This window comes from Komagataeibacter melomenusus (genome assembly GCF_013155395.1).
In the GTDB taxonomy this organism is placed as follows: Bacteria; Pseudomonadota; Alphaproteobacteria; order Acetobacterales; family Acetobacteraceae; genus Komagataeibacter; species Komagataeibacter melomenusus.
Genome location: NZ_JABJWC010000025.1, coordinates 1 through 20,890, shown reverse-complemented (window position 1 = coordinate 20,890; position 20,890 = coordinate 1). Strand labels below are relative to the sequence as shown.

Sequence of the window (20,890 nt, the reverse complement as noted above, 5' to 3'; positions counted from 1 at the left end):
TCAGTGCGCGTCACCCGCCGGTGCATCGGGGTTGAGCACGAACAGGCGGGAGCAGTAGGGGCAGAAGGTCTGGTGATGGGCGATGCGCAGGAACACGCGCGGGTGGCCGAGCGCGCCGAGGCCACCATCACAGGACAGGGTGCGCGAATCGACCACGATGGTTTCAATCGTGCCCAGGCGGGGGTGCGGTGCGGGATCGTGGGACAGGGCTTGCATTCTGATCGGCCTCGGGTTGTTGTCCGGCTTGGATTTGCATGGCGCGCCCGATGGATGGGCCATGCGCTGGCCCATGATGATACGCAGGATTGCCGTGCTTTCAAACATTCGCCTGTCACGCCTGCTTTATCCAGCGCTTTTTGTGATGTTGACCGCCTGCGCCACCCACGAGGCCCCGGCCCCCACGCCGCCCGCGCGGCATGCCGAACTTGCCCGCCTCATACCGCCTGACCGCGTGGTGGATATTGCGGGCGTGGGTGCCGTGCCGCTGCGCCTCTGGCCCGCCCATGGGCCGGAACGCGCGGTGATCCTGGCGCTGCACGGCTTCAATGACAGCCGCGATGCGTGGGAGCGCCCGGCCCCGGCGCTCAATGCCGCCGGGCTGAGCGTGGTCGCCCCCGACCTGCCCGGCTTTGGCCAGACACAGGCACGCGGCGGCTGGGTGGGCACGGACGCGCTGCGCCGCACGGTCAGCACTCTGGTCACCAGTATCGGACGTGAACACCCCGGCGTGCCGCTTTACATCATGGGCGAGAGCATGGGCGGCGCGCTGGCGGCCGTCATGGCGGCCGGGCCTGACGCGCCGCCGGTGGCAGGCACGATCCTGCTGGCCCCGGCGTTGTGGGATCTGGACGCAGGCGCGCGCCTGACCACCCACCTCATGGCGGCCATGGCCCCGCGCTGGCGGCTGAGCGGGCGTGAACTCCCCGTACACGTGACCGCAGCCGACGACCAGCTTGCCCTGGCCCGCCTGTATTACGACCCGCTGACCCTGCGCGACACCGCAACCACGGCCCTGGCCGGGCTGACCGACCTCATGCACCAGGCCGCCCATGCCAGCGCCCGCATGCATGGCCCCGTGCTGGTGGTCTATGGCGGGTGCGACCAGATCGTGCCCGCTGCCGCCATGGCGCGGGCATGGCGGCACATGCCCGCGGGCACAAGGCTGGATTACATCCCCAACGGCTACCACCTGCTCACCCGCGGGCGGGCAGGCGAGAAGGTGACGGCGGACATGACCGGCTGGATCCTGCACCCCGAGCGCTTCCTGCCCTCGGGCGGGGATGCGGCGGCGGCGGCATGGATGGCCGAACCCGCAGGCCACGACACCCCACTGCCCATCCTGCCCGGACGGATGGACGCGATCGCACCACGATGATTTTTACCGATTGGGGGCTGGCGTTCCACCCAATGGCGATGTATGCAGACGTGAGTGGACTCGTAGCTCAGCTGGATAGAGCGTCGCCCTCCGAAGGCGAAGGTCGAAGGTTCGAATCCTTTCGAGTCCGCCATTGACTTCATAAAATCATGCAGACCTGCGGCCTGTCCGATCATTTTGCCATCAGGTAAAAGTTTTTGGTAAAGCTGTTTTCAACAAGCTTCAGAAGACGCGGTCTTTTATCGCCGCAGCGTGGCAAAAGGCCGGAGCGGCTGCGGGGCAGGCGCGCAGTCATCCGCGCGCCATGACTGAATCAGCCCATCGGTGACCTGCCGCAAGGCATCGCGCTCGGCCAGCAGGCGCGTGGCCGCGGTGTGGCGTATGGCGTCGTTCTGGCCAAGCAGGGCGGTTTCATAAGTCGCCTGCCGCGCCATTTCCACCTCCGGCATGGAGGAAAGCGCTGCGTAGGAGACCGGCAGGCTGACCTGCTGGCTGGTGGTCCTGCTTGCATCCGCAGCAATGCCAAAGGTGGGCGAGGCGGTCAGTGCGCCCACGCTAAACTGCCCGCCCTGCGTAAAACTGCCCGATAACTGGAGCGTCACATCCCCCACAATCGCGCCGATAACGGGGTCCGCCACGTGCTGTCGGCACTGGGCGGTCCGGATGGCGGCGGCAAAGCGCGCGGCCTGCCCTGGCAACCAGTTGGCAGGATGCGAGACGGACACAATGCCCGCCTGCCCCAGCGTGGTTTCAAGCCCGGCCATGGCGGCGGGGATGGTTGTCTGCACGGGCCTGCCCTGCGCACAGCCCCACAGGCACACTGCGAGAAGCAGTAAATACGAAAGTAATTTCATGATTTATTGCAGATTCCAGCAGTCATATTGAAGAAATGGGATTTTTTTGTGCCGCCTTTTTTCAAAAAGATGGCGTTATTCCGAAGCTTTTTTGAAAAAATCTTCACCAGAAACTTTTTTTCAGTTCACACCGCCTCCGGCCCGGCCAGATAGGCTTCATTGGCGCTGACCAGCGCATCCCAGTCCTGGTGGGTGGGGCTGAGGGCACCCGCAGGCAGCAGTTGCCGCCAGGCCAGGCCATGGGCTTCCATGAGGCGTGAGCGCACCCAGCGCCATGTTGCCTTCTGCCGCGTGCCCCATGTCAACAGCGTCACCACATCCGTGTCGGTCGTGCCGGTATAGTCCCATAACAGCAGGCAGTGGCCGCCCGCGCTGCCGGGGGTGGGATCGCCGCGCGCCGCAGGGGTCGGGGTGTCCCATAATGGCGGTGGGTTGCCGACAGCGTCGGTCCACATATCCGCCACGGCAAGCCGCACGCCCAGATAGGCCGCCGACAGCCCCGCCGTGACGTTACGGATGGCATTGAGGTCGGCAGGCTCCAGCGTGCCCCAGAGTGGAAACAGGGTCTGCCGCGCCAGCGCGTAGCCCTGTTGCAGGGCGGTGGTCAGCACATCCACTTCCACCCCGCCCCGATCGGTGGCCGGGTGGCCGGGCACATACCCGGTGGAAAGCGCATAGAACCGCACGGCATCAGGCGTATCCACCGCCACCTGATAGCCTGCCAAGGCCGCGGTGGCGCGGATATGGTTGCCTATGCCCGCTGCCGTGCAGTCGCCCAGCACATCATTGCCCAGCATGAGGGGAGCAGGGTCAATGCTGTCACGGATCAGGTGCTGCGGTGCGCGACGGGCCATGAACCCCCGCATGGTTGTGAGCATGGGCTGGCGCGCACGCCTTTGGGCGGGGCGGCAGCCAAGTTTGCGCAGCATCATTTTCGCCCTGCATTGATGAAAAATGATAAAATTTTCTGGCAGATGCCTTTTTTCAAAAAGGCTGTATTTTTCTGAAGCTTTTTGAAAAAAGCTTCAGCAGAAACGTCTTTACGGTTTCTTGTCCGCTGCATCACTTTTCCTGTCGGCAGGCCTGTTCCAGCCACGCAGTTGCGCCATGGCGGTCACAAGGGTCCATACGACCACCCATTTCGACCCGGCTGCAGGCGGCCGCCAGAAACGCGCGACGAGCGCACAGCCGGAAATGAGAAAGGAGAAGATGACAACCGCATCCGCGGCATACCGGGCGGGCAGGAGGGAGAGGATGGTCTGGGTCGTGAGCATGGTGTCCATGACGCATGGTTCCGGCAGGGAGGCCGCCTTGCATGGCGGCCTCCCCAATGGCTGGTGTCAGGTGGCGGGACGCGGGTCGGGCTGGTTGCTTGCGGCCCATTCGTCAAAGGCGAAGATCTGCCCGTAATCATGCACCTCGGTCAGGAAGGTGCGGTCATCCTCCAGTACAATGCGCACCGTGGGGGCGAGCGTGCCGCCAATACGGTAGGTTGCGGGGGCCTGCGGGTCGGTGCCGGGGGCAGGCAGCGTGTCGATGAAGGACTGCACGTAGCCCATCGGGTCGACAAAGTGGCTGTAGGTCTCGTATGGCGCGGAGGACGGGTTGCCCAGCACCAGCCCCGAACTGTTCAGCGGCGTATAGGGGCCAAAAATGCCGTGGCGCGACACGAACCCGTACACCCCGTCCGGCCCTTCCAGCCCGCCGGTATAGGTGGAATGGTGGCTGATGGTGAACAGGTAGGTCAGCCCGTTGTGGAACACGACATGCGGCCGTTCGGTCTGGTCGTTCACCCCCAGGGCGGTGACCAGGGCGGGCAGCATTTCCCAGCGCGAGAAATCACCCTGCGCGTAGGAGGAAACCAGCCGCGCAATGCCGATGGCGGCGGCGCCATAGCCTGCCCCTTCGCCTACGGTGTAGCCCGGCGGCAGGTGGCCTGCCTCGCGGTCGGTGATGACAAAGTCGCCACGCATGCCCGGCACGTTGCCTTCAAACAGGCAGTAGACCTGTCCGTCGGCGGGGTTGATGAAGGGGTGCGGGTCACGGAAGTCGAAATACGGGTCCTGGGAAGCATTGGCGTAATGCAGTCCGTCGGCCGAGAACATCTCGGTCGTGGCCGTGAAGCCTTCGAACCAGACGCCGCTGTCATCGGCATGGATCGTGCCGGTGGAAACGGACGGCACGCTCTGGTTCACATCCGTGTTGACGGAGGTATAGAACATGTCGACCACATTCTCGCTGCCCTGGCGCATGATCAGGCTGCCCGACCATTCATCGGGCCGCAGGTCGGCGCTGGTATTGAGCAGGCGGCCGCCAAAGGTCCAGTCAATGCCATTGCGGCTGTAGTAATAGCCAATAAAGGCGAAGGCGTTGCGGTTGTGCCAGCCGGCAGCGTCGTCACCTGTCTGCGCGCGTTCGGCAACGAGCGACCACATGACGTACCAGCCCTTGAAGGTGACCGTCTCGCCCGTGATGCGGCGCAGGGCGCCGGTGTCCCACTGCCACAGGGCATCATCAATAACGGGAAAATCCTGGGCGATGACGGGCATGGTGGTGGTGGGGTCATCGGCATGCACCTTGAGCGCATCGGCGATGGTCCAGGCGGACGGAAGGCGTGCATTGGAGGAAACCATGATCTGATCCTCTCAGCAGGGCAGGATGACTGGCCCTGATGTATTTATATGCAGGTATTTGTTCCGTATAATGCATTATTCATGCCATTATACTTTCATGTGCCAGGGTAATCGCGCTGTCTTGTCGCTCCTGACATAAGGAAATATAGGCCGCGGGCATGCAGGCAGCAAAAGAAAGCGTGCGGCCGCCCATGAAATTTCAGGGCATGCAGCACGACACATCATGGCGGATCATGCGGGCCGGTTTTTTCTCAGGCTTATCGTCGCGTACCGGCGCAGCAGGCGGCAACCCGCAGGCGATGGACCCCATGGATTTTGTGGAAACGTCTGTTAATGCCCGCTTTTTCAGCCTACCGCACTGATGCGGGTGATAATACGGGCCACAGTTTAAGTGAAATTGATTGACAGGAGATCATGTTATTTTTAAGGCAGGATTGTGGTGATGCTCCATAATTGGGGGCGTTTTTATCCCCTTCCATTCAGTTTCAAGGCCCTAAGCGCATGTCGTTTGATGGTATCGCTCTGACACAGACGGTTTCCCAACCCGCTGCCCAGCCCATCCCTGCCCCTGCCCGCCGCCGGTATTCGGCTGCAAGCGCCATCTTTTTCAGCCTGCTGATGGCCCTGCCCCTGTGGGCGCTGGTGGCTTACTTCCTGCGCTAGGCTGCCTGCGGCCTCAGGCCGGGATGGACAGGCGGCCCTAAAGCACGATAACGCTTGCCGCGACACGGCAGGCAGGCCCGTGAGCGCATCTTGGCAGGACAGACTTGAATTACAGACACAGCTATCATGCCGGCAACTTTGCCGATGTCATGAAACACGCCCTGCTTGTGGCCCTGATCAGGGCACTGTGCCGCAAGCCGTCTGCTTTTTCCGTACTCGATACGCATGCCGGTATCGGCCTGTATGACCTGTCCGGCCCGCAGGCCCAGGCCACGGGCGAGTGGCGCGAGGGCATCGGCCGCCTGCTCGAAGCCCCGCTGAGCATTGCACAACAGGCCGCCCTTGGCCCCTGGCTCGACATCGTGCGCGCGGTCATGCACGCGCATGAGGGGCGGCTGTTCTATCCCGGCTCGCCCGAAATCATCGCCCGCCTGCTGCGCCCCGATGATACGCTGACCTGTTGCGAACACCACCCGGAGGACCAGCATGACCTGCGGCGGCTGTTCCGCCACAATCCGCAGGTTTCGGTGCATGGCCGTGATGGCTATCAGGCCATCACCGCGCTACTGCCGCCCCGGCAGGCAAAGCGCGGGCTGGTGCTGATGGACCCGCCCTTTGAGGACCGGGATGAATTTGCCCGCCTGGCCCGGGCCATCATGACAGCACGCAGGCGCTTTGCGGCCGGGATCGTGGCGGCGTGGTATCCCATCAAGCACCGCGCGCCGGTGCGGGCCTTCATGAACGGGCTGAAGGATGCAGGCCAGCGCAAGCTGCTGGCGATTGAGCTGACCCTGCGCCCCCCGCTCGACCCGACCCGCCTCAATGGCAGCGGGCTGCTTATCGCCAACCCGCCCTTCCACTTCGAGGACGAGGCGCAGGCCATTCTCGCCGCCCTGTGCCCGTATCTTGGCGATGGGCAGGCAGAGGGCAGCGTGGAATGGATCGTGGGGGAATAACCCGCAAGGCGGCACGGTGTCATGCCCTGTGGCTGAGATCACGCCCGCGTGATAGTATGGGGTTCATGTTCCCTGCCTGCCGCACTGACATGACATGATCCGGCGCTTCTTACGCGAACGGTGGCACTGGCTGCCGTGGATTGTCATCGTCTTGTACTACGTGAGCGTGGCCATTGCGCACAGACTTGGCCCGTTTGTCATTGCCTACAAGGATATGGCGCATCAGAGCGGGCCGGGTATCGTGGCGGCGCATTCGTGTTTTGACGGGCAGCGCGTGCCAGAAAGCGAGCGCGTGGCGCTGGAGGCCACCGTGTACCTTTACGTGGCCCTGCCCAATGGCCAGAACGATATCAGCGGGTCGGGCATTATCCTGCGCGACAGCCGCACGCCCCAAGGGCATGACCGTATCCTGACAATACGGCACGTCACGCAGCATGCCTTGCGCGAGCATGGCAAAATTTATGTTTTTGACCAGTTTGGCCACAAACTTGGCGATGCAAAGCAGACCCCGGCCACCATCCTGTCAGAAAGCCGCCTGGCGCAGGAGCCTGACTCCGGCGTGCCCGGCGTGCAGGGTGATAACGCGGTCCTGCTCGACATACAGCCCAACACGCCCGCGTACGACAAGATCAGCGGGGTCGAAGTCGCACCACGGCTCTACAGGGGCATCATGTACGCGTGGTTTACCGATCCTGCCGCCCTGATGCCGGGCATCTCCGGGGCGGCGCTGCTCAATGAGCACAACCAGGTCATTGGCATTGCCGAAGGCGCGGGAGACAGCCATCCGCACCACTACACCTTCGCCACGGAGGTGACCGCCCATAACATCCTGAAGGTATTCGAGACGCAGGAGACCGGCGCGAACACCATACAGTCCAGAACCTTCCGTCATGGCTCCATCGCCGCTTTCATGCCGGTGGCAGGCCCCGGCGTGCAGGATATCCTGCACCTGCAGCCAACCTTTGCCCCGCCGGAAAACAGGTTCAATGTCCATGTGTTCGGATATCCTGAGGGCCTGTGCATCGCCTATCATGGACAGATCCAGATCAGCAATCCGACCAGGACAGAGAAAATGATATCCGCCATGCACGCCCTGACCGGCCTGTAACGCCAGGCCATGCGCATGAACGCTCCTTACACCATGCAATAAGATATATGTATAAATTGCATTCGTGGATGGAATATCATGTATGCGCATAAAATATATTTCTGTTTTACAGTCATTTTCCACACTGCAAAATGTCGTAATCTGGCATATTCCCCTTTTTTTCGCCGCATACTGCGCGTCGCGCCTGCATCATAACAGTGCGGTGCGCGCCGCCCGTTCAAGGACATGTCTCTTGCCCATAGCGTTGCTCGCCCTGGCGATCGGGGCCTTTGGCCTCGGCACGACGGAAACCATCGTCATGGGGCTTCTGCCGCAACTCTCGGGGGGGCTGCATGTCTCCATCGCGCAGGCGGGGCTGCTGGTCTCGGGCTATGCCATCGGGGTTACGATCGCCTCCCCCGTCGTCGCCATCCTGACCAACAGCCTCTCGCGGCGCAACACGCTGCTGCTGACCATGGGCATCTTCATCGCGGGCAATGCATGCAGCGCGCTCGCGCCGGGCTACTGGAGCCTGATGCTGGCGCGCGTGCTGACCTCGTTCTCGCATGGCACCTTTTATGGCGCGGCCTCCATCATGGCATGCCAGATCGTGCCGCCGCAAAAACGTGCCGAAGCGCTCTCGCTCGTTTATATCGGGCTGACGCTGGCCATGATCCTCGGCGTGCCGATGGGCACCGTGGTGGCGCAGCTGACCTCATGGCGCATGGCGTTCTGGCTGATCTGCGCGGTGGGCGTGGCGGCATGGAGTGCCATGTGGCTGTGCATCCCGCGCGACCGGGCTGTCGGCGCCACCATCCCGCTGGCCGCGCAGTTCCGGGCCATGCTGCACCCGCTGGTGGTGACCATGATGCTGGTTTCCATGTGTACATCGGCCAGCATGTTCACGCTGTTTACCTATATCTCGCCCTTTTTGCAGGTACGCACGGGACTGGGCACGCATGTGATCGATGCCGTGCTGCTCATGATCGGCGGCGGGCTGTGCCTGGGCAACCTGCTGGGTGGCCGGCTGGCTGACTGGAAGATGCTGCCCTCCTGCGCCGGGCTCATGGCGGCGGTGGCGGTAGTGCAGCTGCTGCTTGTGCCGGGCAGCCTCATGAGCTGGAGCTGCCTTGCACTGCTGTTCCTGTGGGGCGTGTTCATCTATGCGCCCATGGCGCCGCTCCAGACCTACGTTGTGGCATGCGCAGGCTCCGCCCCCAATATCGCGGCGGCCATGAACCAGAGTTCCTTCAACTTCGGCAACGCCATTGGCGCGTGGGCAGGCAGCCATATGGTGGTGACGCGCTGGTCGTATGCCGGGCTGCCGGTGCTCTCGGCGTGTTTTGCCCTGATCGGGCTGGGGCTGGTGGGCCTTGCCATCCATTTCCAGCACCGCATGGCCCACAAGGCCGTGCCTGCTGGCGTTGTAACCCACCCGGCCTCTGCCCGATCCTGACATGGCGGGATGCCCATGCCCTTTACGCGCCATCAGGGCCACAGCACAACGCATTTTTTCAGGGCCGTTTCACCTGCAATGTCCCTGTTATTTACAGCATCTGGCAGGGTCGATCATGATGTGATCAGCTCTGTGGTCAACCTCATGTTCCCTGGCGCGCAGGGTGGCCCGCCAGGCTGGGAAGGCTAGGAAGGCTGGCGGCTTGGCCCGCGCCTGACGGTTTAGGGCAGGCTGTCCTGCCTTTTTTCAAAAAACTTCAAAATCACCGTCAGAATTCTGCCATTGCATCACAAGGTACCAATAACCTTCAGCCCCACCACCTCGGCATTGGGGATGTGCGATGTCTCGCCGGGACGCATCATATACTGGAATTCCGGCTGCACCAGCAGGCCGGGATAGATCGGCACGCCATAATAGGCTTCCAGCACGGCGGCGTGGGTCTGCGGGCCGTTGACATGGGCGCCCAAAGGCAGCCCTGCCGCCATGCGCAGTTCCTGGCCGAGTTCGGTGCGCGGGCTCATGCGGTAATAGGAATACATCACGCCAAAACGGTCATGCGGGCGATGGGGAATGATGCCGAGCAGGGAGGAGCCGATATAGAATTCATCCGATATGACCGACACATCGGGCGTGTTGTGAATATAGCCGCCCAGCACGTAGCCGCCCGCCATCTGGTTATGGCCGCCCTTGCGGTACAGCATCTGGTCGGCTTCAAGGTAGAAGGTGTCGCGCGCCTCGCCCGCATGGCGGCGCACGGTGCTGCTCGCAGGAAGCGTGCCGATATTGTCGGCATAGCCGGTGGTGTCATGCGCGTAGCCGAGCACATAATGGCCGGGCAGCCTGCGCGCCCCGAAAAACGGCTGCCAGGCGAATTCGACCGGCAGCATGAGGCCGGTGCTTTTCTCGCCCGCCCAGGCCCAGCCACTTATGTCCTCATTGAGCGGGCTGACATTATAGGCGCCCACCTGCACGATCGTATCACGCGTGGGGCGCAACCGCACGCGGCCACCCCATGTGGCCTTGGGGTAGACGCTGAAGCCCGCGTCAAGCTTGAGCGCCACCGGGGCGGAGCATGTCATCATGAAACTGCACAGCAGCGGCGAGGTGGCAAATACATGGGTCAGCGCCATGCGCCCGAAGGCCAGGTCAACCGTATTGTGCAAAAAGGATTTCTGGGCGTACATGTCGGTCAGGTGCGCGACCGAGTGGCCAGACAGGCTGTACACCTCCATCAGGCTGATATTGTAGTCACCCACCCGGTCGTGCGAGACCTCGCGGCCCACGCGTTCCATCAGCAGGGTGTGGATCGTCCAGCCCTGCAGGCCGAGCAGGCGGCCAAGATCGAACTGCGTCTGCAATGTCAGTTCATGCACGTAATCGATGCCACGCGATATGCCGCCGCCTACATCAGCCATGGCCTCGCCCTTGTAGGTAAAGGCAAATGTCACCCCCCTGCGCTCAAGGCGGGAGCGGAAGGCACCGATCTGGGGCAGGAGGTGCCCCGGTGCCTCGGATGAGGCATAATACCCTGCCGAAAGGTCACGCACGCGCAGGGCGTCATTGCGGTTGGTGAGCAGGATGGACAGCCCCTCCGTGCGGAAAATGGTATTGAGCCGCGTCGCGACCGAAGCCTGCAGCCTGTGCGCGGCAGGAGGCCGCGTGGCCGCTACAGGCGCGGCCTGGGTCGGGTCATGATTGACCAGAGGCTGTTGTGCCAGCGATGAATGATGAAAAAAACAGGATAGAAAAAATACACAAAGCCATCCTGCCTTGTAAAATTCATATAATACACCGGAAAAGGCACGCCTTTTTATTTCATCAAGGCGGAACATGAAATGGTTTGTAAGATTGATTCCCCTCCGGCATCAACACACGAAATTGGTATTGACGCCTTCGTGACCTAAAGAAAATCAAAAAGAGAGCCATACGGATTATGTAAATGCCGCTTTATGAATACTTTAAATGTTGTAAATATTATTCCGCATTTACAGTCATCATGTCATGCCGCAACCTGTTGCTGGCATGAACTCACATGGCCGTTTTCGGGGCCGCCTCGTTTCAGGATACGCCAATAAAAAATGCCGCCTTTTTGCAAAAAGGCGGCACCCGAAAACTTTTATTATCTGCGCCTTATGCGGAGATTGCGCCTTCAAACCGGCTGACCTCAATGCCCGTGCCCACCGGCAGCAGAACGCTGGCCATGCCGGACAGGGCGCGGATGGCGCGCCCGTAGCGCCTTACGTCCTCCGTGCCCGGCCGGATCATGTTATCGGCCACGATGATCGCGCCGGGGTTGAGGCGGGGATAAAAGGCCTCAAGACACGGCACGTACAGGTCTTTCCATAAATCAACGAACACGAAATCGACCTTGTGGTCCAATGCAGCCGTCATCGCCACCGCATCGCCTACGCGAAAGTCGATGCAGGCGGCAAGCCCGGCCTGTTCGGCCATTTCGCGGGCATGGGCGGATTTATAGCCGTGACGTTCCATCGTAATCAGCCGACCACCCCGCGCCCGCGCGGCCTCGGCCAGCCACAGGGCGGAATAGCCGAACGACGTGCCGAGTTCGAGAATGGTCGGGCGCTCGAGGCTGCGGGCCAGGATGTTCAGGAACTGCCCCGTCTCCGGCCCGATGGCGCGCATGCGCTGGTCGTGGCCGCCATCGCGCCCGCCGGGTGCTTCCACCCGCGGCGCGCTGCGCTCGGCACGCATGCGCTCATGATAGAGGTCAAGAACCGGCTGAATCCTGTCATCCATGACTGTCCTCCTTCATGGCGCGAAAGGGCGCGCCTCAGGCCTCGCCCAGCGCGCGGGCGGTTTCATCAAGCAGGGACGCGATCTTCTCCTCGGCCTGCGGGTCAAGGCCCCCATTGCGCAGCCGCAGGCGCAGGGCGGTCTTGAGGTTTTCCATCGCCCGCATGACAGGCACCGGCACATTGCGGCCCCCGCCACGCCCCTGCGGCCCGGCTGTTGCCGCGCGGGCCAGGATCGCCTCCAGCCCCGCGTGGTTTGCGGCCACGAATGCCGCGCCTTCGGGGGTGATGTGGTAGTTCTTGCGGCTTTCTTCCGCGCCGGGGCGGATATAGCCCGCTTCATCGAGCCAGGTGAGGGTGGGGTAGATCACGCCGGGGCTGGGCGTGTAGCTGCCCCCGAATTTTTCCTCGATGGTCTTGATCAGTTCATAACCATAGGTCGGCTTTTCAGCGATCAGGCTAAGCACCAGCAGGCGCATCTCGCCATAATCGAACAACCGGTTGCGCGGGCCACCCCGATGGCCGCCACCGTGGCCGCCGCGACCATGATGGCCCCGACCTTCGCGGCCCTCACGGCCCTCACGGCCTTCGCCGCGCCCCGGATGACGGCCTGCGCCCTGCGCCAGCCCTTCGGGGGAGAAAACATGGCGGTGACGACCGCCTGCGTGTCTGTTTGCGTGTTTCATGAGTCCGATATAATTCCCGATATATCGCATGTCAAGATATATCGAGATATGTTTTTATTCTGCCGCGCCCACATCGCTGATGGCCCCGTCCGCCTGGCCCTTCACCCAGTAGCCCGCAGCCCTGATCCACGCGGCAGGCACCTTCTTTTCCGCAATCAGGCACTGCCGCACGGCACGCGCCACGCCTGCCTCGGCCCCGACCCAGACGAAACTCCGCCTGACAAGGGGGATCTGCCGCAATACCGCCAGCAGGCCGTGCGCCTGGTCCGCCGCAGCCAGCGGGCGGTGCACCCAATGGGCGGCATGGGCGGCGCATGACGTAAAGACCTGCTCATCTTCCGGGCCGGGCACGGCAATGATGGTGGTGACCAGCGCCTCGGCAGGCAGGGACTCCACGCGTCGGCCAATGGCGGGCAGCGCCGTTTCATCGCCAATCAGGAGCCAGTGGTCGATCTTGCCCCGGATGAGGCGCGAGCCGCGCGGGCCGCCAATCTCCAGCACATCACCGGGTTTTGCCGCCCGCGCCCACGCGGCGGCGGGGCCGCCTTCATGGTTGACGAAATCCAGCACCAGCGTGCCTGCCGCCGCATCATGATGCCGGGGCGTGTAGTCGCGTCGCGTCAGTTCCCCCGCGTGGCCGGGCAGGAAGATCTTGATATGGTCATCAGGCGCGGGAGTGGTGAACCCGGCCAGTTCCGGGCCAGCCAGCGTAACCCGGATCATATGCGGGCTCAGGCGCGCAACGGTTACAACCCGCAGGCGACGGTGGCGCAGTTCGTGCCGCACGCGCTCGATCACCGGCGCATCATCAGAATGGGCAAAGGAGGGGAGGGGCGTCATATGGATCTATCCTCAACATGCCAGCAGACCGGTGAGGGTGGATACACACACGCACAGCCCGCCAGCATGTCTGCTGTCAGTTTCTGTGCGTTGTTTCACGTTAACGCCTACGAGACACGACGCATGCGTCGGGCCTGAACCATGACAAGCCAGACGCCTTTTGCCTGCGTCTGTCAAGCATGCGCGAAGGGGATCAGGTCATGAAAAGTTCACGGCACCCTAAACCGCGACATCAGCCAGCAGCACCACGGCCGCTTCATCGGCCATGACCGTGATGTCGGTCTGCCCACTGATTGCCGCCGCATCGCCTGCATGCAGCGCCACCGTATCGATCCGCGCCGCACCCGACACCACAAGCAGGTAAAGCACCCGCCCCGGCGCCGTGCCGTAAGCCGCCCCCTCCCCTGCCGGAATGGCCGCATGCAGCAGGCGGGCGCGGGCACTGAGGGTAACGGGTGCGCCATCGCTGACGCGTTGTGCCTCCTCGGGGTCATCTTCGGGAAAGCCGGAGGCAAGGATACGAAAGCCCCCATCCTCCAATTCCGGCAGGGCCGGGCGCATCTCCTGCGCGGGCGTGGTGCCCTGCGTATCGGAAAGGAACCAGAACTGGATGAAACCGGCCCCCTGCCCGCCTGCCCGCCAGGCCAGTTGCGCGCAACCGCTGCCGGTGCTGGCCAGATGCAGCCCGCCTGCGCCGAGCGCATCGGGTGCGAAGCCCTCCATATCCGTGGCCAGCGCGCCCTTGACCACCCATGTCACGATATCCACCGCCGCTTCGGGGCCAATGCGGTAGGTTCCGCCCGCAGGCAGCGTGCCTGTATTGACCGCGCGCAGGCGGCCCTCATGGCCATGGGCCGGGTCGGCATAGTCGGCAAAGGCAAAGTGGCAGCGCAGGTCCTGCCCGCCATCATGGGCCGTGCCAAGGCTGGCTGCGTGCCGGATCGTGATCATGGGCGCCCCTTAAAAGACTGTTTGAAAAGGCAGGGCCAATAATACCCTGAAATGATAAAGTTTTTGGTGAAGCTTTTTTCAAAAAGCTTCGGAAGACGTCACCTTTTTGAAAAAAGGCGACACCCAAAAACTTTTCTTGTTCTTGATCAATTAGGCATGCTTGCGGGTCTTCTTCTGTTTTTCAGGGTAGAGGCTCTCCCACCCGCCGCCAACCGCGCGATAGAGATTGGTGACCGACAGCGCCACATGGGCGGTGGCATCCGCCTCAGCACTCTGGGAGGACAGGAGCGCGTTCTGCAATGTCAGTACGTTGAGAAAGTCGGACGACCCCTGCACGTATTGCGCCCTGGCGGTTTCCACCGCAATCTCGTTCTCATGCACGGCTTCAGTCAGTTCATCGCGGCGGCGCTGGGCGGCGGTGAAGTCGGCCATGGCATCATCAATCTCCTGCCATGCCTTGAGCACCGTGCGCTGGAACATGGTGGCCGCCTCCTTCTGCTGGGCGCGGCGCAGGTGGAGTTGCCCGGTCAGGCGCCCCCCCTCGAAGATGGGCAGCGTTGCCGTAGGGCCAAAGCCATACTGGCGCGAGGCCCATGACCCCAGCCCGCTGAACTGCAATGCCTGCACGTCCAGGCTGCCCGAAAGGGTGACGCGGGGGAAGAAATCGGCAATCGCCACCCCGATGCTGGCCGTTGCCGCATGCAGGCGGTCGGCAGCCATGCGGATGTCGGGCCTGCGCTCGGCAAGCTGGGAGGGCAGCCCCACGGGAATGGTGGGCGGCACGACGGGAATGATGCCTGGCGGCCCGAGTTCGGCATCAAGCGCGCCGGGTTCACGCGCTACGAGAAAGCTCAGCGCATTGAGCCGGTGCGTGACCTGCGCCTTGAGCGGCGCAAGGCGGGAGGTGAAGGTGTGAAGCTGGCCGGTGGCCTCCGCCACATCAAGCCGGGTCGCAGCACCTTGCTCAAAGCGCAGGGTGGTCAGCCGCACGCTGTTTTCAGCCACCGCGATGTTGTGCTCAAGAATGCCAAGCTGCACCTGTGTGGCGCGCAGGTCGATATAGTCCTGCGCGGTCTCGGCCATGAGCGAGACCAGCGTATCACGCCGCATTTCCTCGGTGGCGTGCATGGCGGCCGTCGCGGCTTCCACCTGCCGGCGCACATGCCCCCACAGATCCACCTCCCACGAGGCGTTCATGCCATATTGCGGCAGGTTGAAGGACGGGTTGCCCACGCTGCCGGGCAGCGCCGTGGGGCCAAAGCCCTGCGTGCCCGAGGCGACCGAGCCCGTGCCCTCGCGCTCCATCGTGCCCAGCAGCCCCAGCACGCCATTGGTGGAGGCCCGCTCGCGCCCGTAGGAGGCATTGGCCTCCGCATGCGGCAGTTGGGCGGCGCTGGCAATGCGCCGCTCGGCCACACTCTGCATCAGCCGCAGGCTGGCGGCCTTGAGGTCGAGATTGGCGCTGGCCACCTCGTTTTCCAGCCGGGTCAGGATGGGGTCGTTGAACAGGGTCCACCAGTGCGGGTCGGTCGTGGCCATGGTGATCTGACTTTCCGCCGGTGGCTGGGTCGTGCGCCACTGCGCGGGCGCCTTGACCTGCGGCTTGTGGTAGTTGGGGCCAACCGTGCAGCCTGCCACCGCCAGTGCCGAAAGCCCCACGAGCAAGAAGCGCTTCATGGCCTTACTGCCAGACATAACGGGCATCATTGGCATGCGGGCCTTCGGGGGCGGAAGACGTATCGATACTGGCTTCAACCGACATGCCAACGCGCACCCTGTCGGCCAATGGCTGGCCGGGATCAAAGGTCAGCTTGACCGGAATGCGCTGCACCACCTTGGTGAAGTTGCCGGTGGCGTTATCGGGCTGGATGGGCGCGAACGCAACACCGGTGGCAGGGGCCAGCGAGTCAACATGCGCCTTGAGCGGATGGCCGGGGAAGGTATCGACCCAGATGGTCGCGCGCTGGCCGGTCTGCACCTTCGTCAACTGCGTTTCCTGAAAATTGGCCAGCACGTAGGCCGCATGCACCGGCACCACGGCCAGGATACCCGTGCCCGGATGCACGTAGTTACCCACGCGCACGCCACGCTCGCCCACCACGCCATCCATGGGGGCCGGAATGGTGCAGTAGGACAGGTTGAGTTCGGCCTGCTTCTCATCGCCCTGCGTGCGCACCAGCACGCCGCGCGCGCGTTCAAGCTGGCCCTGCAGCACGGCCACCTGCCGCATGGCGGCATCCACCCCGGCCTGGTCGCGGGCGATGGCGGCCTCGGCTTCCTTTTCCTGCGCCTCGGAATGCTGCTTCTGCTCGATCGTGCCCGCCCCGCCAGATGACAGGTTGCGGTAGCGCGTGGCGTTCTGGCGGGCGAACATCAGATCCGCCTGATCGGCCAGCACGGCGGCGCGCGCCTGCGCAATGACCGAATCCTGACGCGCGATTTCCGCTTCAAGGTTGGCAACATCACCCTGTGCCGCCTGCCTGTTGCCGCGTGCCACCTCAAGGGCGGCGCGGTAGTCGTCATCCTCGATATGGGCGAGTTCCTCGCCCGCATGCACCTGCTCGTTATCCTGCGCGATCACCCGGTCGATACGGCCCGAAACCTTGGGCGCCACCGTGGGGAAGTCCGCCGTCACGTAGGCATCGTTGGTGTACTGGTTGATGCCATCGCCATTGACCAGGCGCGCGCTCCCCCATGCCACAAGGGCCAGCACGGCTGCGGCGCAGCCTGCGTAAAGCAGCGGTTTCTTGTAAATCATGATCAGTATTCCGGATTAACGGGCAGGAGTATCGGGTGAAGGGGCCTGCGGCGGATAGACGCGGCGCGGCAGGACGAGATTCATGACCGCGTAGCCCAGGCAGACCCAGATCAGGATGTAGTAGATATCGTTCAGCGCCAGCACGAGCGCCTGCTCATGCACATAGGTGTGGAAGACCTGAAGCGTGTTACGGGCCACATGCGCGCTGTCGGGCGAGGTGGCGGCAAGCTGGCCGCCAATGGGATCACCCATGCCCTGCAGGGCCAGCTGGTGCGTGCCGTGATGGTCGAGCAGCATGGTGGAGTGGTACTGCTCGCGCCGCCGGGTCAGCGCGCCGAACAGGGCGAAGGCCACGGCATTGGCCAGCCCCTTGAGCATGTTGACCATGCCCGAGATGAACGGGCCATCGGCCGGCCCCATGGCCATGGTGGCCAGCATGAGCGTAGGGATGACGGTCATGGGCTGACCAAAGACCTGCAGGATCTGGATCAGGTAGAAATTGTCGCGCACCCAGTCCACCGTGAGCCACGTGCCCAGCCACGCGGCACCGGCAAGGCACAGCATGCCGCCTGCCAGCACGAAGCGGCAGTCCACCCGGCGCCTGTTGCAGATGGCCGCGATCAGCGGCAGCATGATGAGTTGCGGCAGGGCCACCACCAGCGAGACCGGGGCCGCCTGGATGGGCCGGTAGCCGCGCACGGCCTCAAGATAGGTGGCGGGAATGTTGCCCATGATGGAGCAGATGGCCAGAATGCCCACCAGTGACAAAAGCGAGGCCTGGATGTTGCGCGAGCGCCAGTACTGAATCCTGAAATACGGGCTGGGGTGATAGGCCTCGTTGATGACGAACACGATGAATGCCGCCCCGCCCCAGAAAGCAAGGTCGGTAATGACAGGCGAGCGGAACCAGTCCAGCCGGTCGCCCTGATACAGCACGATGACCAGCGAGCAGATGGCGGGCAGCCCCACAAGGATACCAAGCCAGTTGAATTTCTCGAAGCGCTCGAAATGCATCGGGTCGCGCGGCAGGCCATAGGCCATCATGGCGATGGCCAGGGCGGCGGTGGGAATGATCTCCCAGTACAGCCAGTGCCAGCCGACATGCTCGAACCAGAACGCCTCGAGCGGCAGGCCGAGATTGGGGCCGAATGTGGCGCTCATGGCATATCCCCCGATGCCGAACACGCGGATCTGGGGGGGCAGGTATTTGAGCATGACGGTCATGAGCACTGGCGGCAGGCAGCCCCCCGCCAGCCCCTGGAAGGCCCGCAGGATGCACAGCGATGTGACATCGGGCATGAACGGCGCGGGGATGGAAAACAGGGCGAGTGCGGCCGTCATGAAAATGGAAAAGCGGTAGATCGAGAACGTCATGTAGAACCACGGCGTAAAGGCCATGGCGGCGATGTTGAAAGCCTCGTAGATGGCGATGACCCACGTGCCCTCATCGTGGCCGATATGCATCGCACCGCGGATATCGGACAGGCCGATCTCGGTCACATGCTCGTTGAACCCCGCCACATGCACGGCCAGCAGCATGCCCAGGCAGCCAATGACCGTGCGCAGGCCAAAAGGCGGAATATACGAAGGCCGTGGCGGCGCGGCATGGATAACCGGCCCACCCGCCGCCTGTGCGGGAGCGACAGTGTTCATGCGCCACATGATCCTCAGACCCACGTGGCGGGCAACCCCCATTTGCCGCAGGTAATGACTTCGATTTGCGGAAGGGACGGGGCAGGCGGTTTTCATGCCCGCCCCCTTGCCGTTGCGCCCGGCGGCAGGCACTTTAATCATGCGGATAAAAGTTTTCGGGTGCCGCTTTTCTTCAAGAAAGCGGCGTTCTTTCGAAGCTTTTGATGGTTTTTTCAGGCGGCCTTTCAAGGGAGAGCAGGGGACAGGATGAAGACCGGATTATGGATAGCAGGCGGCCTGTTCTGGGCCGCATTGCCTGCCCTTGCACATGGTGCGCCATCGCCTTCCGCCCTTCCTGCTACGGAAAATGCCACACCCGCCAGCCAGACGGATGCAGCCGTGGAGGCTGCCCGCTCTTTCCTCGGGTGCTTTGATCCACAGGCGCTCAAGGCGGTGCAGTTTCCTTTCGTGGCGCAGAAATCAGCCACGCTGGCCCGCTTCCGCCGCAGCGCGCCAGACCAGCCCGCCCTGCCCGTAACCGATGCCCAGGCCGCCACGCCAATGAAAAGCGGGCCGGGCATGGGGCCGCCGGGCGGCTTTGTGGGCGAGCGCTATGGTGGGTCGGTATGGTCCAACTTTCCCGTCAGCGACGTGCCGCGGCCCGGCGTGCAGATGGGCCACCTGACAACGGAACAGCGCACCGCCGCCCTGCACCTCCTCCAGACCCTGCTGAGTGCGAAAGGCTACCAGAAGGTGCGCGACATCATGGGTGCCGACCAGGCCCTTGCCGATAGTGATACGCCATTTGCCTCGGGTGAGGCGGTCTATACCATTGCAATTTTTGGCGCGCCCTCGGCCACGAAACCCTGGATGGTGCAATTTGGTGGTCATCATCTGGGTCTCAATCTCGTCATTGACGGCCCGCATGGCGTCATGACCCCCACCCTGACCGGCGCGCAACCAGCGCTGTACCAGCGCGATGGGCAGATGGTACGCGTGCTGGCAGGTGAAAGCGACAAGGCCTTCGCCCTGCTTGATCTGCTTGATGAAACGCAGCGCAAGCAGGCCATCCTGCCCTACAAGGTGGAGGATCTGGTGCAGGGGCCGGGCCATGACGGGGAAACCCTCGTGCCCGAAGGCATCAGGGGCGATGCGCTGACGGCCAGGCAAAAGCAGGCGTTGATGGACATCATCGCCGAATGGGCCGGGATCATCAACGAGACCTATGCCGCCCCGCGCCTGGCAGAAATCAGTGCCGGGCTGGACCAGACATGGTTTGCCTGGAGTGGCCCGACCACCCATGAACCCGACCGCAACGGGTCTTCCTATTACCGCATTCAGGGGCCGCGACTGCTGATCGAGTTCTCGCCACAGGGGGTGGGCGGTGATCCGACGCTGCATGTCCACACAGTCTACCGCGACCCGACCAATCGGTATGGCAGCCGGTTTACCCATCCATGAGCAGGGCCGGACAGGCACTTTTCACGGCCATCGCCCTGCTGGCCCTGCCCGCTGCAGCGCAGGCGCACCGGCTGGATGAATATCTGCAGGCCACCACATTCAGCCTCGCGCGCGACCAGATTGCCCTGCATCTGCGCCTTACGCCCGGCGTTGACGTTGCATCCGGCCTTATCCACCAGATTGACCGCAACGGCGATGGCAGCCTGTCGGCCAGCGAGCAGAAATCCTATGTGACGCACATCATGCAGACGCTGTCGCTTTCCCTTAATGGGCAGTCCGGTCACCTGCACGTGCAGGCCATGGCGTTTCCATCTCTGGCCGAAATGCAGATGGGCACCGGCGTTATTGATCTTGCACTGACGATGCGGGCGCATTTCCGGCAGGGCAACAACCATCTGGCCTACCATAACCAGGGTGATGGCCCTGACACGGTCTGGCTTGTGAACTGCCTGCTGCCGCAGGATCCTGCCATCCATGTCACCCAGCAACACCGCGCGGCAGATCAGTCATCATATGAACTGGATTTTTCTATCAGCATGCCCTGAGAGCTGTTTCAAACAGGCGGTATTTTAGGCACATCTCGCCTTTTATGCGCTGACAAACGCAAAAACCCCGCCTGAGTGAAGCGGGTTTTTGTATCATATTCAGTGTATTAGGCTTGGTTGCGGGGGCAGGATTTGAACCTGCGGCCTTCAGGTTATGAGCCTGACGAGCTACCGGGCTGCTCCACCCCGCGTTAGTGATGGGGAGACTGGAAGACCTGGCGGCGACCGACTTTCCCGTGC

21 protein-coding genes and 2 tRNA genes are annotated in these 20,890 nt (G+C 63.0%); 9 read left to right on the top strand and 14 right to left on the bottom strand.

Features of this window, described 5'->3' with window-relative positions:
* On the bottom strand, positions 1–216 hold the full coding sequence (locus HNW77_RS10565; RefSeq protein WP_172157531.1) for a zinc-finger domain-containing protein: 216 nt from the start codon (positions 214–216) through the stop codon (positions 1–3).
* 76 nt (positions 217–292) lie between these two features.
* On the opposite strand from HNW77_RS10565, the gene HNW77_RS10560 reads away from it, so the two are divergent.
* Entirely contained in the window at positions 293–1,375 is a 1,083-nt protein-coding gene (locus tag HNW77_RS10560; RefSeq protein ID WP_172157529.1) for an alpha/beta fold hydrolase, read from the top strand.
* Between the two features lie 56 nt (positions 1,376–1,431).
* Positions 1,432–1,508: transfer RNA gene (locus HNW77_RS10555), tRNA-Arg, on the top strand.
* A 106-nt stretch (positions 1,509–1,614) separates the two neighbouring features.
* On the opposite strand, the gene HNW77_RS10550 is transcribed toward HNW77_RS10555, so the two are convergent.
* The 4 genes from HNW77_RS10550 to HNW77_RS10535 form a co-directional block, all read right to left on the bottom strand.
* Positions 1,615–2,229, bottom strand: a complete 615-nt coding sequence (locus HNW77_RS10550) for a hypothetical protein (protein WP_172157477.1) — start codon at positions 2,227–2,229, stop codon at positions 1,615–1,617.
* 125 nt (positions 2,230–2,354) lie between these two features.
* A complete protein-coding gene (locus HNW77_RS10545; RefSeq protein WP_172157475.1) occupies positions 2,355–3,161 on the bottom strand; it encodes a hypothetical protein in 807 nt (268 codons plus the stop codon).
* A 108-nt stretch (positions 3,162–3,269) separates the two neighbouring features.
* Positions 3,270–3,512, bottom strand: coding sequence for a hypothetical protein (locus HNW77_RS10540; RefSeq protein ID WP_241694399.1), 243 nt, complete (start codon positions 3,510–3,512; stop codon positions 3,270–3,272).
* 57 nt (positions 3,513–3,569) lie between these two features.
* Positions 3,570–4,862 (bottom strand): glycoside hydrolase family 68 protein, encoded by a 1,293-nt coding sequence (locus HNW77_RS10535; protein ID WP_172157473.1) that lies wholly within the window; start codon positions 4,860–4,862, stop codon positions 3,570–3,572.
* Positions 4,863–5,053: 191 nt separating this feature from the next.
* Here HNW77_RS10535 and HNW77_RS10530 point away from each other — a divergent pair, with 191 nt between their 5' ends.
* The 5 genes from HNW77_RS10530 (at position 5,054) to HNW77_RS10510 (ending at position 9,024) form a co-directional block, all read left to right on the top strand.
* On the top strand, positions 5,054–5,224 hold the full coding sequence (locus HNW77_RS10530) for a hypothetical protein (protein ID WP_172157471.1): 171 nt from the start codon (positions 5,054–5,056) through the stop codon (positions 5,222–5,224).
* Positions 5,225–5,363: 139 nt separating this feature from the next.
* The gene (locus HNW77_RS10525; protein WP_172157469.1) at positions 5,364–5,525 is read left to right on the top strand and encodes a hypothetical protein; all 162 of its coding nucleotides are present in this window, start codon (positions 5,364–5,366) and stop codon (positions 5,523–5,525) included.
* Between the two features lie 104 nt (positions 5,526–5,629).
* Positions 5,630–6,481, top strand: a complete 852-nt coding sequence (locus HNW77_RS10520) for a 23S rRNA (adenine(2030)-N(6))-methyltransferase RlmJ (protein WP_241694398.1) — start codon at positions 5,630–5,632, stop codon at positions 6,479–6,481.
* A 94-nt stretch (positions 6,482–6,575) separates the two neighbouring features.
* A complete protein-coding gene (locus tag HNW77_RS10515; protein WP_172157467.1) occupies positions 6,576–7,589 on the top strand; it encodes a trypsin-like peptidase domain-containing protein in 1,014 nt (337 codons plus the stop codon).
* A 232-nt stretch (positions 7,590–7,821) separates the two neighbouring features.
* The gene (locus tag HNW77_RS10510; protein WP_241694397.1) at positions 7,822–9,024 is read left to right on the top strand and encodes an MFS transporter; all 1,203 of its coding nucleotides are present in this window, start codon (positions 7,822–7,824) and stop codon (positions 9,022–9,024) included.
* 287 nt (positions 9,025–9,311) lie between these two features.
* On the opposite strand, the gene HNW77_RS10505 is transcribed toward HNW77_RS10510, so the two are convergent.
* The 8 genes from HNW77_RS10505 to HNW77_RS10470 form a co-directional block, all read right to left on the bottom strand.
* The gene (locus HNW77_RS10505) at positions 9,312–10,571 is read right to left on the bottom strand and encodes a carbohydrate porin (protein WP_338033785.1); all 1,260 of its coding nucleotides are present in this window, start codon (positions 10,569–10,571) and stop codon (positions 9,312–9,314) included.
* A 583-nt stretch (positions 10,572–11,154) separates the two neighbouring features.
* On the bottom strand, positions 11,155–11,781 hold the full coding sequence (locus tag HNW77_RS10500; protein WP_172157463.1) for an O-methyltransferase: 627 nt from the start codon (positions 11,779–11,781) through the stop codon (positions 11,155–11,157).
* Positions 11,782–11,815: 34 nt separating this feature from the next.
* Entirely contained in the window at positions 11,816–12,463 is a 648-nt protein-coding gene (locus tag HNW77_RS10495) for a PadR family transcriptional regulator (RefSeq protein ID WP_172157461.1), read from the bottom strand.
* A gap of 54 nt (positions 12,464–12,517) precedes the next feature.
* On the bottom strand, positions 12,518–13,303 hold the full coding sequence (locus HNW77_RS10490; RefSeq protein ID WP_172157459.1) for a siderophore-interacting protein: 786 nt from the start codon (positions 13,301–13,303) through the stop codon (positions 12,518–12,520).
* Positions 13,304–13,522: 219 nt separating this feature from the next.
* A complete protein-coding gene (locus HNW77_RS10485; protein ID WP_172157457.1) occupies positions 13,523–14,254 on the bottom strand; it encodes a pirin family protein in 732 nt (243 codons plus the stop codon).
* A gap of 150 nt (positions 14,255–14,404) precedes the next feature.
* Positions 14,405–15,931 carry an efflux transporter outer membrane subunit gene (locus tag HNW77_RS10480; protein ID WP_172157455.1) on the bottom strand — a complete coding sequence of 509 codons (1,527 nt, stop codon included), beginning with the start codon at positions 15,929–15,931 and terminating at the stop codon, positions 14,405–14,407.
* A gap of 4 nt (positions 15,932–15,935) precedes the next feature.
* Entirely contained in the window at positions 15,936–17,012 is a 1,077-nt protein-coding gene (locus tag HNW77_RS10475) for an HlyD family secretion protein (protein WP_172157453.1), read from the bottom strand.
* 15 nt (positions 17,013–17,027) lie between these two features.
* Entirely contained in the window at positions 17,028–18,665 is a 1,638-nt protein-coding gene (locus tag HNW77_RS10470; RefSeq protein ID WP_172157451.1) for an MFS transporter, read from the bottom strand.
* Positions 18,666–18,911: 246 nt separating this feature from the next.
* Between HNW77_RS10470 and HNW77_RS10465 the strand changes: the two genes are divergently transcribed.
* A complete protein-coding gene (locus tag HNW77_RS10465; RefSeq protein WP_172157449.1) occupies positions 18,912–20,105 on the top strand; it encodes a DUF3500 domain-containing protein in 1,194 nt (397 codons plus the stop codon).
* The gene (locus HNW77_RS10460; RefSeq protein ID WP_172157447.1) at positions 20,102–20,650 is read left to right on the top strand and encodes a hypothetical protein; all 549 of its coding nucleotides are present in this window, start codon (positions 20,102–20,104) and stop codon (positions 20,648–20,650) included. The genes HNW77_RS10465 and HNW77_RS10460 overlap by 4 nt, the downstream gene beginning before the upstream one ends.
* Positions 20,651–20,764: 114 nt before the next feature.
* Here HNW77_RS10460 and HNW77_RS10455 read toward each other — a convergent pair.
* Positions 20,765–20,841, bottom strand: a tRNA-Met gene (locus HNW77_RS10455).
* Between the last annotated feature and the right edge of the window lie 49 nt (positions 20,842–20,890).